The organism is Streptomyces sp. NPDC001351 (assembly GCF_042896045.1).
In the GTDB taxonomy this organism is placed as follows: Bacteria; Actinomycetota; Actinomycetes; order Streptomycetales; family Streptomycetaceae; genus Streptomyces.
Genome location: NZ_JBIAWS010000017.1, coordinates 15,530 through 28,545, shown reverse-complemented (window position 1 = coordinate 28,545; position 13,016 = coordinate 15,530). Strand labels below are relative to the sequence as shown.

Here is a 13,016-nt window from a genome sequence, read left to right as displayed (position 1 = left end):
AACGCCGCCGGGGGTGGCCCCACGCCTCAAGGCAGTGGGGAATGCGCGCGCGGGGCCCCCTCGACGCCGAGCTGAGCAGCCGGGCCGGCCCTAACCGTTGCGCGCGGCCGCGCGCCGGCGCCGCCTGCGCTGCATGGCGTGCCGTTCCGTCTCACCGGTGCCGCCCCACACGCCCAGGATCTCCCCGTGGCCCAGCGCCCATTCAAGGCACTGCTCCCGGACCGGGCAGCGGGCGCACACCGCCTTCGCCTTCTCCGTCTGCATCAACGCGGGGCCTGAGGTGCCGATCGGGAAGAACAGCTCGGGGTCCTCGTTTCGGCACGCGGCCTGGTCTCGCCAGTCATCCATGAAATGTCACCTGCGATCGAAGTCGTACGTGCCCTCGCGAATGGCTTACTCGGTTTCGAGTCACCTGTCGATGCGCGAGTGAAACGACGGAAATCACGCAGATACGGTGCTCATTGCTCGCGCATGCCCCACGGGGAGCCGTAGGCGGTCAGCAGATCCAGGAACGGGCGCGCAGGGAACGCCTCCGGGCCGAGCACGCCCGCGCCGGACCAGGCGCCGGTGGCGAGGAGTTCGAGCGCGACGACCGGATTGACGGCGGTCTGCCACACCACCGCCTGGCTGCCGTACTCCGCCATGGACCACTGGTTGTCGACCACGTGGTACAGGTACACCTCGCGCGGCGCACCGTCCTTGACACCGCGCACCCAGGTGCCCGCACAGGTCTTCCCGTGCATCCGCTCGCCGAGTGTCGCCGGGTCCGGCAGGCACGCGGCGACGACGTCCCGGGGCGAGACGGCCACCGGTCCGGCGGCGCTCGGCACGGTCACCGGCCCGGTGCGGTCCAGGCCCAGCAGGTGCAGCGTCTTGAGCGTCTCGATGAACTCCCGGCCAAGGCCGTACTTGAAGGTGACCCGGCGCGCGTCCACCCAGCGCGGGACGAGCAGCACCTCCTCGTGCTCCACGTTCACGCACTCGACGGGACCGATGCCCTCGGGGAAGTCGAACACCTCCGGCTCGCTGAACGGCTCGGTGGTGTACCAGCCGCGCCCGGCCTCGTAAATCACGGGCGGGTTGAGGCACTCCTCGATGGTGGTCCAGATGCTGAAGGAGGGGGCGAAGTCATAGCCGTCGACGGTGAGGTTCGCGCCGTCGCGGACGCCGATCTCCTCGATCTCGTCGAAGAGTTCGTCGGCGGCGTACCGGGCGAAGACGTCCGACAGACCGGGCTCCACGCCCATGCCGACCAGGGCCAGCGCGCCCGCCTTCGCCCACTCCTCGGCCTGCGCGAACTGGTCGTCGCCGAGCTTGACCCCGCACTGCGCGTACGGCCGCTCGGCGTGCGGGTGCGACAGGGACATCGCCATGTCCAGGTAGCCGGCGCCGGCGGCGCGCGCCGCGCGGAACAGTGGCATCACGAAGCGCGGGTCGGTGGCGTTGAGGAGCACGTCGCAGTTGTTCCGGCGCAGCAGCTCCGCCACGGCCGACTCGTCGCTCGCGTCGACCCGCTCGGCACCGAAGCGGCCGTCGTCGAGGGCCGCTACCGCCGCGTCGGCCCGTGCGGGGTCGTAGTCGGCCACCACCATCGCCTCGAAGAACGAACGGCGGGCGGCGATCCGGGTGATGGCGGTGCCGACACCGCCGGCGCCCACGAGCAGGACACGCATGACAGATCTCCCTGTCCGGAGGGGTTGATGACGAGGGGCCCCGCCGGAGATACAACGCCGCCGGTCCACGTAAGGTCAATGGCGTTGGCATAAGGGACCGGAGGTTGTCATGCCCAAACCGGTGGTGCCCGAGGAGAAGCGGCGCAGGCGCCGGCCCACCAAGAGCGGCACGGTCCTGTCGGAGCGGCTGATCGTCGAGACGGCGCTGCGGATGCTGCGCGAACACGGCAGCGCGGGCCTCACCGCCCGCCGCCTGGGCCTCGCCCTGGACGCCGACCCGAGCACCCTCTACCGCTACTTCCGCGGCATGGACGAGCTCACCCTCGCCATCGGCGACGCGCTCATCGGCCAGGCCCTCGACGGCTGGCGCCCGACGGGACAGTGGCGGGGCGACCTGCGCGCGGTCGGCCTGCGCATCCACGCCGCCTACCTCGCCCACCCGCAGGCCGCGGTCCTGACCACCAGCCGGGTCACCGGCCGGGCCAACGAACTGGCCGCCGACGAGGCCGTACTGGACATCCTGCGCACCGCCGGATTCCCGCTCCCGGACACCGTGCGCATCTACCACGCCTTCATCGACCAGACCCTGGCCTTCGCCGCCCTCGACGCCGCCTCCCTCGCCCTGCCCAGCGCCGCCCTGCGCGCCGACGAGGACATGTGGCGCTCGACGTACGCCCGGCTGCCCCGCACCACCCACCCGCGGATCGCCGAGGCGGCACCCCTGCTGGCGGCTCGCATGGTCGACAGCGCGTATCCGACGGCACTGGAGATGCTGCTGGACAGCGCCGCGGCGCAGCTGGCGGCGCTGGGTTCCTGACGTAGTCCGCCCACTCATATCCGCCCACTCGATTGCTTGATGCAAGTCACCTCTCTATAGTCGGTCGAGTCGATTGCATCAAACAATCGACGGTTCGGTGCCAGGGAGCGGAACATGGAGCGTCGCTGGAAGGTCCTCGTCGTCACCTCGGCCGTGGTCTTCATGGCCCTGCTGGACGTCACCATCGTGAACATCGCGTTCACCGACCTCGGGCGGTCCTTCCCGCGCGACTCCCTCGCCGACCTGTCATGGGTGCTGAACGGATACAGCGTGGTGTTCGCCGCCGCCCTCGTACCGGCAGGCCGCCTGGCCGACCGGTACGGACGCCGGCGGCTCTTCCTCGCCGGGCTGCTGCTGTTCCTGGCCGCGTCCGTGGCGAGCGGCCTGGCCGCGTCGGTGCCGGTCCTCGTCGCGGCCCGTGTCGTGCAGGCACTGGGCGCCGCTACCGTGCTGCCGACCTCGCTGAGCCTGACCCTGCCGGAGTTCCCGCCCGAGCGGCGCGGCACCGCGATCGCCCTGCCGACGGCTGCCGGCGCGGTCGCCGCCGGTGTCGGGCCCTCGCTCGGCGGGCTGCTGGTGGACTGGCAGGGCTGGCGTGCGGTGTTCTTCGTCAACCTCGTCATCGGCGTGCCCGCGCTCGTGGCGGCCGCACGGCTGCTGCGCGAGAGCCGCGACGAGCGGGCGCAGGGCGTTCCCGACGCCCTCGGCGCGCTGCTGCTGGTCGGCGCCGTGGGCGGCCTCGCACTGGGCATCGTCAAGGGCGCGGACTGGGGCTGGAGTTCGGGCGGAGTGCTCGCCGCCTTCGGGGCAGCCGCCGTACTGCTGCCGCTGTTCGTCCTGCGGTCCGTCACCCACGCCACACTGGTGGCCGACCTCGGCCTGTTCCGCCTCCGCTCCTTCACCGTGGCCACCCTCGGCACGTTCGTCTTCGGCGCCGGGTTCTTCGCCTCGCTGCTGTGCAACGTGCTGTTCTTGACCACTGTGTGGCACTGGCCGGTCCTGCGCGCCGGAGCCGCGGTCACACCGGGACCCGTGGCGGCCGCCCTCATGGCGCCGCTGGCGGGCCGGCTCACCGACCGCTACGGACCGCGCGTCGCCGCCGTGCCGGGCACCCTCCTCTTCGGCACCGGCCCGCTCCTCCTCGCCCTGACCGCCACGGCCCAACCGCACTACTGGCCGGTCCTGTTCCCGGCGGCGGCCATCACCGGCGTCGGAGTCGGCCTGTCCCTGCCCGCGCTCGGCGGCGCCGCCGTCCTGGAGCTGCCGCCGCCGAGCCTGGCCACCGGCATCGGTATGACGTCCGCCCTGCGTCAACTGGGCGCCGTCGTGGGCGTCGCGGCCCTGGTCGCCCTCCTCGGCGCGGCCGGACCCCAGGCCCTCGGCGGTTTCCGCCACGCCTGGCTCATGATCACCGGCGCCGGCTGGCTCGCCGCCGTCGTCTCGCTCGCGCTGGGCCGAGTCCGGGCACCGCGGCCGGACCCCGAGACGGCTGCCCACCGGCCGACCGCGCCACTGAACGAAGCGCCGTGACGTCACAGAAGGAGAGGCCATGAAGGAGACCGACGCCCTGCGCCGTGCCGTGCGCTGGCCCGGCATCCCCGACCGGGTGACCGCCGTGCTCGCCCAGCAGATGCTCGCGGCCCGCCAATTCCGCGAAGGCCACGAGTACTTCACCGCCCTCAGCGCCGAACGTCCCGAATCGGCGCTGCTGGAAAGCCTGGCGGGAGTCTTCCAGGCACGCCTCGACGGACCGGACGAGAAGGCGATCGCCCGGCTCGACGCGGCCGCGGAACGCGGGCTCGGGCTGCCGCAGTACTTCCGGGGAACCGCCCTCGCGGGGCTGCCGGACTGCGCGGGCCGGGCCGACACGGTGATCGCCGATCTGGAGTTCGTGCTCGCCGTGCGGGACCAGTTCCCGGCCGGGTTCCTGCGCTCCGTGCACGCCGCCCTGGCCCGTGCCTACACCTGCCAGGGCCGTAGGGAGGAAGCCCGGGATGCGCGCGAGCGCCTCGGACACGCCCCCGGCCTGTCACTCGTCACGGAGTACCTGGTCAGCGCCGAGGACGGTCTGCGCATGACCGCGCCACGGCTGGTCGAGATGGCCCCGGGCGTGCATGTCGCCCAGGGCTACGACTTCGCCGACTTCGCCTTCGTCGTCACCGACGACGGCATCGTGGCGATCGACGCGGCGAGCCACCCCCGGCACGTCGAGGCGGCCCTGCGCGATCTGCGGGCCGTCACCCGAGCTCCGATCACCCATGTGATCCTCACCCACGCGCACTTCGACCACATCGGCGGCCTGGAGGCACTCGCCGGCCCCGGCACCCAGGTCGTCGCCCAGGTCGCCTTCCCCGACGAACTCGCGCTGCAGGCCGTGAGCCCGCCGCCCTTCCCGGCCCTGCTGCCGGACGGCCAGGAGCGCCGTCCGGACGTCGTCCCGGACCGGTTCGTGCAGGAGCCCGAGACCCTGACCGTGGGCGGTCGGAGGTTCACGCTCATTCCCGTCGCCGGGGGCGAGACCCGCGACGGCCTTCTCGTCCAACTGCCCGACGAGGGCGTGGTGTTCACCGGGGACATGTGCATGCCGTATCTCGGTGCGCCGTTCTTCGCCGAAGGCTCGGCCGAGGGGTTGTTCGACGCATTGCGGACGGTCCAGGACCTGCGCCCCCGGCTGCTGATCCACGGCCACCCGCCGCTGACCGAGAACTTCACCGTCGAGGCGCTGCCCGGCCTGCTCGCCGCCCTGCGGGACCTGCACGCCGTCGTCGCGGACGACATCGTGGCGGGCCGGTCGCTGACCGACGTGCTGGAGCGCGACCACCTTCCCGAGGTGCTGCGCGGGCATCCGGCCGCGGTCCTCCCGTACCTGATCATGCGTGAGGGCTTCGTGCAGCGCGTCCATGATCAGCGGACCGGCTACTGGAAGGCGGACGGAGAGGGCGTGGACCCCGTCGGCCGGGCGCAGTGGGCCGCGGCGCTGGACCTGCTGGCCGGCGGCCGGGCAGAGGCGTTCGCCGCGGCGGGTGAGGAACTGCTGACGCGCGGGGAGCCGGCCGCTGCGCTCAGGATCGTCGACTCCGCCCTGCTCAGCCACCCGGACGACACGCCGCTCGCCGAGCTGCGCGGGCGGATCCTGCATGCTCTCGTCGAACGGCACCAGCTCTTCAGCCCGTTCAGGTTCGCCTACTACGCGGGGCTCGCGGGACTGACCGTGGAACCCGCCGGCTGAGCGCCGGGCCCGGGCTCCATCTCGCAGTCGTACGGCCCCAGCGGCTTCCCGCAGGCGGAACAGGTGAGCCCGGGCCGCAGCCGGCCGCCGCAGCCGCGGTGCACGACCACCAGCGGCGGCCCCTGCGGCGCCCGGTGCCCGTCCCCCCACAGCAGCAAGGACATGATCACCGGCCACAGGTCCAGGCCCGCCGGGGTCACCACGTACTCGTACCGCTCCGGCCGGGTCTGGTAGAGCCGCCGCTCGAGGATCCCCGCCTCGCAGAGCTTGCCCAGCCGGTCGGACAGCACGTTGTGCGCGATGCCCAGGCCGCTGCGGAAGTCCTCGAACCTCCGCGTGCCGCGCAGCGCGTCCCGCACGATCAGCAACGTCCAGCGCTCACCCACCACTTCGAGCGACCGGGCGATCGAGCAGACCTGACCTTCGTACGTACGAGGAAGCACGCCCCCATCGTACGTCGATTGCATCACGCAAGTCAGTGGCGCCCGGCGGCCCCGCCCCGCAACGCCCCGGCAGCCGCCTCCGTCACCGCCTCGGCCACCGCGGCGAGCGCCGGGGAGTCCAGCTTCCACTGCTGCCAGTACAGCGGGACGTCGAGGGCCCGGTCCGGCGCGAGGTGCACCAGACGCCCGGTCCGCAGCAGCGGCTCGGCCTGCACCTCGGGCACCAGACCCCAGCCCAGGCCCGCCGCGACGGACTCGGCATACCCTTCCGAGGTCGGCACGAAGTGCCGTACCGCACTGGCACCGCGCCTGCCGCGTCGCAGCCTGCGCACGAAGGCGTCCTGCAGGTCGTCGCTGCGGTCGAAGGCCACCGTCGGCGCCGCCGCCAGCGCCTCCCGCAACGGCCCGCCGAAATGCTCCCGGGCGAAGTCCGGACTGGCCACCGGCACATAGCGCATCCGCCCGAGCGCGCGCACGCTGCAGCCCGTGACGGGCTCGGCGGACGAGGTCACCGCCGCCATCACCAGCCCTTCCCGCAGCAGCGACGCCGTACGCGTCTCGTCCTCGCGGCGCAGCTCGAAACAGAGCCGGGGCTCATGCCGCACCCGCGTCAGCGCCGGCAGGAGCCACGTCGCCAGGGAATCGGCGTTCACCGCGATCGAGACGCGGGTCGGCTCGCCTGCCCCGCTCATGCCCAGTTCCGCGCGTGCATCGCGCTCCAGCCGCGCCAGCTGACGGGCGAACCGCACGACGACCTCACCCGACTCGGTCGGCCGCACCGGCTTGGTGCGCATCAGCAGCACCCGGCCGGTGCGCTGCTCCAGCGCCTTCACCCGCTGACTGACCGCCGAGGGCGTCACATGCAGCGCCGCGGCCGCCGCGTCGAACGTGCCCTCGTCCACCACGGCCAGCAGCGTCCGCACCTGGTCGAGGGGCAGCTCCGTCAACTCCGTCTTCACATCAGCTAATGATACGTAAGAATCTTTAGCTGTACGTGCAATGATCGGCTCCGTAGCGTCAAGGTCATGACCCATGCTCTGACCGCCGCGGCCGCAGGCTTCGGCACCGGCCTCTCGCTCATCGTCGCCATCGGCGCCCAGAACGCCTTCGTCCTGCGCCAGGGGATCCGCCGCGACGCGGTCCTCGCCGTCGTCGGCATCTGCGCCCTGTCCGACGCCGTCCTCATCGCACTCGGCGTCGGCGGCGTGGGCGCGGTGGTGGTCGCGTACCCGCAGGCGCTCACCGCGGTCGGCTGGGTCGGCGGCGCCTTCCTGCTCTGCTACGGCGCCCTCGCCGCCCGCCGGGTGCTGAAGCCGGGCGGCGCCCTGCGGACCGAGGGGGAGACGACGGGCTCGCGCAGGCGGGCCGTGCTCACCTGCCTGGCACTGACGTGGCTCAACCCGCACGTCTACCTCGACACCGTGTTCCTGCTCGGCTCGATCGCCGCCCACCGCGGCACACTGCGCTGGACGTTCGGCCTCGGCGCCGCCCTCGCCAGCCTGTGCTGGTTCGCCGCGCTCGGCTTCGGCGCCCGCGGGCTCGGCCGCTTCCTGGCCAGGCCCGCGGCCTGGCGGGTACTGGACGGACTGGTCGCCGCAACGATGCTCGCCCTGGGCGGCATGCTCGTTGCGAGGGCGTGAAGTCCGCGGTGTGAGGTCCACAAGCTGAGATCGCGTGTCCCGAACTCCCGGGCGGTGCTGGGATAGTGAACCCGGACCCGAAAGATGTATCGAGCACCCAGGAAGCCCGTGGACACCAGCGAGAGCAGCACCCAACCGCAGACACCGGACCCGGTCGCGGTCGACCCGCCCCGGCGCGGCTGGCGCCGGTGGGCCATGGACACCCGTCCGCTGCGCATTCCGGCCTACCGCCGGCTGTGGTCCTCGACGATCGTCACGGCCGTCGGCAGCCAGCTCACCGCGGTCGCCGTGCCCAAGCAGATCTACGACATCACCGGTTCCTCCGCGTGGGTCGGCGCGGCGAGCCTCGCCGGGCTGCTGCCGCTGATCGTGTTCGCGCTGTGGGGCGGCGCGGTCGCCGACAGCATGGACCGCCGCAGGCTGCTCCTGATCACCAACAGCGGCATCGCCGTCACCTCGCTGCTGTTCTGGCTCCAGGCCTTCACGGGGCTCGAGTCCGTGGCCGCGCTGATGGTGCTGCTCGCGATGCAGCAGGCGTTCTGGGGCCTGAACGCCCCCGCCCGCAACGCCTCCATAGCCCGCCTGGTCCCCGAGGGCCAGCTGCCCGCCGCCAACGCGCTCGGCTCGACGGTCATGCAGACCGGGCAGGTGGTCGGACCGCTGCTCGCGGGTGCCCTCATCCCGGTCATCGGCCTGCCCGAGCTGTATCTGATCGACGCCCTCGCTCTCTGTGTCACGGTGTGGGCGGTCTACCGACTGCCCTCCCTGCCGCCCCTGGCGGGCACGGAAAAACGACGCGCAGGCGTACGGGAGATCGCGGAGGGCTTCCGCTACATCTCCCTGCACAAGGTGCTGCTGCTGTCCTTCCTCGCCGACATCGTCGCGATGGTCCTCGGTATGCCCCGCGCCCTGTTCCCGCAGCTCGCTGCAGAGACCTACGGCTCCTACGGCGAAGGGCTCGCCCTGGGCCTGCTGTTCGCGGCGATCCCCATCGGCGCGGTGCTCGGGGGACTGTTCTCGGGCACCTTCTCCCGGGCCCGCCGGCACGGCTGGATGGTGATCGGCGCGGTAGTCGCCTGGGGCGCGGCGATCACCGGCTTCGGGCTGAGCGGCAACCTGTGGGTCGCGGCCGCGTTCCTGGCCCTGGCCGGGGTCGCCGACATGGTCTCGATGGTCTTCCGCGGGGCGATCCTGCTGTCCGCCGCCACCGACGAGATGCGCGGCCGTATGCAGGGTGTCTTCACGGTCGTCGTCGCGGGCGGCCCGCGCCTGGCCGACGTCCTGCACGGCACCGCGGGCTCGGCCTTCGGCCCGCGCGCGGCCGTGGCGGGCGGTGGGCTCCTCGTCGTCGCCGTGATGCTGGCGCTGGCCGCCGCGATCCCGGCCCTGCGCCGCTACCGCATCTGACCGCGGGGCCGGACCAGGGACCGTCCGCCGGATCAGCCCGGCGTCGCGGTCCCTGGCACGCGTTCCTGCACTGCCTTGAGAGCGTGGGGACCCGGCGCGTGCCGTCGGCTGCCCGAGCTTGCGTCGCCCGCCGCGGCACCGGCTCCCGGGGCAGCCTCCTCCACCTTGCAGCTGCACGCCCATGACCCCCCTCGGGGCGGCCACGACGCGCAGTTCCCTCCAGCCGGCCAGATCCGCCGTACAGGCCTAGAGCGCGCTGCGTCCGCGGCCCGCGTGCTGTTCCATGAGCTTGCCCCGGGTCATCTCCAGCCGGTGCGCGAGGATCTCCGCGACGCTGCGCACCAGCGCGAGTCCGAGCTGGGTGTCCTGCTCGCACAGCCGCAGCACCGCCGCCGCGTCGAACTCGTAGGCCCGGACGGGGCTGAAGGCCTCCGCGCCGAAGTCCCATTCGTGCGGCGGGAACAGCCAGGACCAGCCGAGGAGATCGCCCGCGCCGAGGCTCGCCACGGTCACCCGCTGCAGGGAGTTGACCCGCTGGTCGAGCGAGACGGCGCCCGAGCGGATGACCCAGAAGCGGTCGGCCCTGCCGCCCGCCTCGAAGATCCGGGTGTCCTCCGGGAAGGAGACCTCCTGCGCGAGCGTCATCAGGCTCTGCCGCTGGGGTGGGGGAAGGGCGGTCAGCAGTTTTATCGCTTTGGTCATGACGCGGGGCTCCTCGCCGGGGATCGGTTCCGGTGCTTTCCCTACGCTCATTTCAGCCGCTGCCGGCGCCCCGAGCACCTCGGCGGACAGCAGTTCCTGCCGAGAACCCCCAGGACATGAAAAAGCCCTGGCTGGACGGGGGAGGCCAGCCAGGGCCGTAAGCGGTGGCGTCGGAGGACGGTACGGTCGACTCCGTCACCACGTATGAATGAACCGTAAACCATCTGCCGCTGTTTTGCTCACCCACAACCGGGTCACGTGACCGGTTTCACTCCTCGGGCTCTTCGCCGGCCGCCACGACCCTGATCGTCTCGAGCTTCGGATCGCTGGGGTCCGGCAGGTACATCCCCGCCTCCAGGCCGGTGCGCAGATAGCGCAGCACGGGTTCGGTGAGCCGCTCGCCGGGCAGTACGGCCGGGATCCCCGGCGGGTACGGCGTGATCATCTCCGCTGCGACGCGGCCCGCGGCATCCTCGGTGGGTACGTTCTCCGCGGGGCCGAAGAAGGCGTCCCGGGGCAGCGCGGCCTGGGTCAGGCGCAGCTCGGACGGCGACGGCACGTCCACCCGCGGGCCCGGTCCAAGGCCCGGCGCGGCACGGGCCAGGTCCTTGAGCGCGGCGAGCAGTTCGCCCGCCGTCTGCCGGTCGTCGCCGTGGGTGATCTGCGCGCCGATGCGGCGGTGGTCCACCAGATGGGCGTCCAGGGCCCGTTGCTCCCGCAGCCAGTCCGCGGCCCTGAACCCCGTGATGCCCAGCCCGTCGATGTCGATGATCACCGGCAGCGGATCGAGGTCGTCGGCCAGGCCCGGACCGCAGAAGTCCTCCCGGCCGTTGACGTGCATCCCGTCGATCTCCTCGACCGCGGCACGGACCTCGGCCGCGAGGTCCAGCGCGCCGCCCATCAGCTCCCTGCCGCGCAGGGCCATCTGGCGGCGCCAGCCGTCGAGTCCGGCGTAGATCAGCACCGAGGGGCTGGTGGTGCCCAGCAGGTCGGCCCGCGTCTTCAGCAGTTCCGGCGGGACGAGGTCGCCGCGGAGGTGGAAGACGGATCCCTGTTCCAGTCCGCTGCCCATCTTGTGGATGCTCGTCACACAGATGTCCGCGCGCGCGTCCATCGCCCATGTCGGCAGGTCGGGATGGAACGGCAGATGGGCGCCCCAGGCCTCGTCCACGACCAGGGGCACGGAGCGCCGGTGGCAGACCTCGGCGATCGCCTGCAGTTCCGCGCAGCTGCCGTACGGCGTCGGGCTGGTGACCAGCGCGCCCTTCGCGCCGGGATGAGCCTCGAAGGCCGCCTCGAAGCCGTCCGCGGAGGGCGGATGCGCCAGGTGACGCCGCGGGTCCCAGCGCGGCTCGACCCAGACGGGCTCGATGCCCGACAGGATCAGCCCAGCCACCACCGACTTGTGGGCGTCCCGGCCGACCAGCAGCTGCTCGTGCGGTCCCGCGACGGCCAGCATCGCCGCCTTGACCGACAGCGAACTGCCGCACGTGGTGAAGAACGTGTGCTCGGCGTGCACGGCGTCGGCCATCAGCTCCTCGGCGCGGACCAGCACCCGCCCCCGGGTCAGCCGGTCGTCCAGCCCGCCCGATGCCAGTACGTCACCGAGGAACACCGCGTCACCCAGCACCTCCCGCACGGCGGGATCGGCGCCACGAGCCTGCTTGTGGCCCGGAGGCGTGAACCCCAACCGCCCGCGGCGGTGGTATTCGGTCAGTGCTTCCAGAATGGGCGCTCGGCTGTGATCGACTGTCATGCGCACCCGGGTTCCCGGCATCGGGCACCGCGAATCGGGCGCACACCGAGGCGTCGAGGCGTACGCCCACCCCGACCCTCAGCCCCGTCAGCCGGCCTTGCCCGGGGTCAGGATCTCGTCCAGCACCCTGAGGACGGCTTCGTAGGCCAGCGTCCGTACGGCGGCCTCGCGCGCCGCCTCCGGCTCGTCCGCCCGCAGGCCCTCGTCCCGCTCCCGCCACCGGCGCTTCTCCTGCTGTGCGCAGGCCCGCGCACGCTGGATGCGCCGCAGCAGTTCGTCTGAGTCCACGACATCGGTCATGACATCCGCGTACCCCCCGATGGCCGGGGCACGTACTTTCCGCCGGGAGGTTTGGCGGGGCCCGCGCAGGTGAGCCGAAGAAGGAGACCCGCGGTGCTCGCGCAGCGGAGGCGGAATCGCTGCGGACGGGCGGGGGAACAGCCGTGTCCGAGAGGCGCTTGCCCGGACCGCGGCGGCCGCGGGCGAGGCAGGGTCCGGCTTCCTTACCCCCGCAGAAGGAGGCCGGTTCTTCACCGATCAGGGAGCCAGGCGATGTGCGAGGAGCACGGGACCGAATCCGCCCTCGGGCGACTGGGCGCGCAGCGGACCGGACCGCCGCGCTCGTGCAAGCCCGCCGAGGCGCGCAGGGCGGTCGAGCGGGCGGTCACGGAACGCTGCAGGGCCAACCACACCCACTGCGACGAGGAGGCCCTGGGGGACGCCCTGCTCGTCGCCACCGAGCTGACGACCAATGCGATCCTGCACGGCGGCGGCGTCACGGACTTTCGCGTCGACGTCCTGGGGACGGGCGTGCGCGTCTCGGTGAGCGACCGCAGTGACCGGCTGCCCGTGACCAGGCCGTCCTCGGATCCACGGCGCCGGCACCGCGTCGGCGGCCACGGCTGGCCCATCGTGTGCCGGCTGGCCCGCGACGTGCGGGTGTCGGAACTGCCCGTCGGCGGCAAGTGCATCACGGCCGTGGTCCCCTTCCGGGCGACGATCTGCCGCTAGAGCGACGGGCTTGCACAGCGTGCGCCACCGGCTGTGGTGCTGCGCTCGCCTCCGGTCCCATCCTCAGGCGCCGGGGACGGGCCTGGGACGACCGAAGGCGCCCCGCGGCGCCACAACTCCCACGCTCTCGCGCGGACGTTGCGCACTCGACCGGGTGATCCTGGCACTGCGCGCGCAGTACCGGCTTCACCCGACCGGCGGTCACAAGCGGTGCCACCGCAGTGCCTCGGCGCCGCGACGGAGAGGTTGCGATTTTCCCCAGGACCGAAGCTCTGGGATTGCTCGCAGGATCCTGCTGAAGACCCTCCAGCGTAGGGCGGTGTTTGTTCCCCCGATCG

At 72.5% G+C, this 13,016-nt stretch carries 13 protein-coding genes; 6 read left to right on the top strand and 7 right to left on the bottom strand.

The annotated features are described in order from the left end of the window. Positions 1-90 precede the first annotated feature (90 nt). Together ACFY1U_RS42245 and ACFY1U_RS42240 are read right to left on the bottom strand one after the other, a co-directional pair. On the bottom strand, positions 91-348 hold the full coding sequence (locus ACFY1U_RS42245) for a WhiB family transcriptional regulator (RefSeq protein ID WP_390699392.1): 258 nt from the start codon (positions 346-348) through the stop codon (positions 91-93). Positions 349-458: 110 nt separating this feature from the next. Further along, positions 459-1,673, bottom strand: coding sequence for a saccharopine dehydrogenase family protein (locus ACFY1U_RS42240; RefSeq protein ID WP_390699391.1), 1,215 nt, complete (start codon positions 1,671-1,673; stop codon positions 459-461). Between the two features lie 109 nt (positions 1,674-1,782). Here ACFY1U_RS42240 and ACFY1U_RS42235 point away from each other — a divergent pair, with 109 nt between their 5' ends. The 3 genes from ACFY1U_RS42235 (at position 1,783) to ACFY1U_RS42225 (ending at position 5,719) form a co-directional block, all read left to right on the top strand. Further along, entirely contained in the window at positions 1,783-2,490 is a 708-nt protein-coding gene (locus ACFY1U_RS42235; RefSeq protein ID WP_390699390.1) for a TetR/AcrR family transcriptional regulator, read from the top strand. A 114-nt stretch (positions 2,491-2,604) separates the two neighbouring features. Beyond that, a complete protein-coding gene (locus ACFY1U_RS42230) occupies positions 2,605-4,020 on the top strand; it encodes a DHA2 family efflux MFS transporter permease subunit (RefSeq protein ID WP_390699389.1) in 1,416 nt (471 codons plus the stop codon). A gap of 19 nt (positions 4,021-4,039) precedes the next feature. After that, on the top strand, positions 4,040-5,719 hold the full coding sequence (locus ACFY1U_RS42225; protein WP_390699388.1) for an MBL fold metallo-hydrolase: 1,680 nt from the start codon (positions 4,040-4,042) through the stop codon (positions 5,717-5,719). On the opposite strand, the gene ACFY1U_RS42220 is transcribed toward ACFY1U_RS42225, so the two are convergent. Next, a complete protein-coding gene (locus ACFY1U_RS42220; protein ID WP_390699387.1) occupies positions 5,677-6,162 on the bottom strand; it encodes a winged helix-turn-helix transcriptional regulator in 486 nt (161 codons plus the stop codon). The two genes, ACFY1U_RS42225 and ACFY1U_RS42220, sit on opposite strands and share 43 nt — an antisense overlap. Positions 6,163-6,194: 32 nt before the next feature. Next, the gene (locus ACFY1U_RS42215; protein ID WP_390699386.1) at positions 6,195-7,121 is read right to left on the bottom strand and encodes a LysR family transcriptional regulator ArgP; all 927 of its coding nucleotides are present in this window, start codon (positions 7,119-7,121) and stop codon (positions 6,195-6,197) included. Positions 7,122-7,187: 66 nt separating this feature from the next. On the opposite strand from ACFY1U_RS42215, the gene ACFY1U_RS42210 reads away from it, so the two are divergent. Beyond that, positions 7,188-7,802 carry a LysE/ArgO family amino acid transporter gene (locus ACFY1U_RS42210; RefSeq protein WP_390699385.1) on the top strand — a complete coding sequence of 205 codons (615 nt, stop codon included), beginning with the start codon at positions 7,188-7,190 and terminating at the stop codon, positions 7,800-7,802. Positions 7,803-7,910: 108 nt separating this feature from the next. Continuing rightward, positions 7,911-9,209, top strand: coding sequence for an MFS transporter (locus ACFY1U_RS42205; protein ID WP_390699384.1), 1,299 nt, complete (start codon positions 7,911-7,913; stop codon positions 9,207-9,209). A 246-nt stretch (positions 9,210-9,455) separates the two neighbouring features. Here the strand turns inward: ACFY1U_RS42205 and ACFY1U_RS42200 are convergent, their stop codons facing one another. The 3 genes from ACFY1U_RS42200 to ACFY1U_RS42190 form a co-directional block, all read right to left on the bottom strand. After that, complete coding sequence (locus ACFY1U_RS42200; protein ID WP_390699383.1) at positions 9,456-9,911, bottom strand: cyclic nucleotide-binding domain-containing protein; 456 nt, start codon at positions 9,909-9,911, stop codon at positions 9,456-9,458. 268 nt (positions 9,912-10,179) lie between these two features. Continuing rightward, positions 10,180-11,667, bottom strand: coding sequence for an aminotransferase class I/II-fold pyridoxal phosphate-dependent enzyme (locus ACFY1U_RS42195; RefSeq protein ID WP_390699382.1), 1,488 nt, complete (start codon positions 11,665-11,667; stop codon positions 10,180-10,182). An 87-nt stretch (positions 11,668-11,754) separates the two neighbouring features. After that, entirely contained in the window at positions 11,755-11,967 is a 213-nt protein-coding gene (locus ACFY1U_RS42190; RefSeq protein WP_390699381.1) for a hypothetical protein, read from the bottom strand. 252 nt (positions 11,968-12,219) lie between these two features. Between ACFY1U_RS42190 and ACFY1U_RS42185 the strand changes: the two genes are divergently transcribed. Then, positions 12,220-12,678: an ATP-binding protein gene (locus ACFY1U_RS42185; RefSeq protein WP_390699380.1), complete on the top strand. Its 459-nt coding sequence runs from the start codon at positions 12,220-12,222 to the stop codon at positions 12,676-12,678. The last annotated feature ends 338 nt before the right edge of the window (positions 12,679-13,016 follow it).

Bases quoted from the DNA above. Each gene is read 5' to 3' on its own strand.
- ACFY1U_RS42245 (WP_390699392.1), bottom strand. From the start codon at position 348: ATGGATGACTGGCGAGACCAGGCCGCGTGCCGAAACGAGGACCCCGAG.
- ACFY1U_RS42240 (WP_390699391.1), bottom strand. From the start codon at position 1,673: ATGCGTGTCCTGCTCGTGGGCGCCGGCGGTGTCGGCACCGCCATCACC.
- ACFY1U_RS42235 (WP_390699390.1), top strand. From the start codon at position 1,783: ATGCCCAAACCGGTGGTGCCCGAGGAGAAGCGGCGCAGGCGCCGGCCC.
- ACFY1U_RS42230 (WP_390699389.1), top strand. From the start codon at position 2,605: ATGGAGCGTCGCTGGAAGGTCCTCGTCGTCACCTCGGCCGTGGTCTTC.
- ACFY1U_RS42225 (WP_390699388.1), top strand. From the start codon at position 4,040: ATGAAGGAGACCGACGCCCTGCGCCGTGCCGTGCGCTGGCCCGGCATC.
- ACFY1U_RS42210 (WP_390699385.1), top strand. From the start codon at position 7,188: ATGACCCATGCTCTGACCGCCGCGGCCGCAGGCTTCGGCACCGGCCTC.
- ACFY1U_RS42200 (WP_390699383.1), bottom strand. From the start codon at position 9,911: ATGACCAAAGCGATAAAACTGCTGACCGCCCTTCCCCCACCCCAGCGG.
- ACFY1U_RS42195 (WP_390699382.1), bottom strand. From the start codon at position 11,667: ATGACAGTCGATCACAGCCGAGCGCCCATTCTGGAAGCACTGACCGAA.
- ACFY1U_RS42190 (WP_390699381.1), bottom strand. From the start codon at position 11,967: ATGACCGATGTCGTGGACTCAGACGAACTGCTGCGGCGCATCCAGCGT.
- ACFY1U_RS42185 (WP_390699380.1), top strand. From the start codon at position 12,220: ATGTGCGAGGAGCACGGGACCGAATCCGCCCTCGGGCGACTGGGCGCG.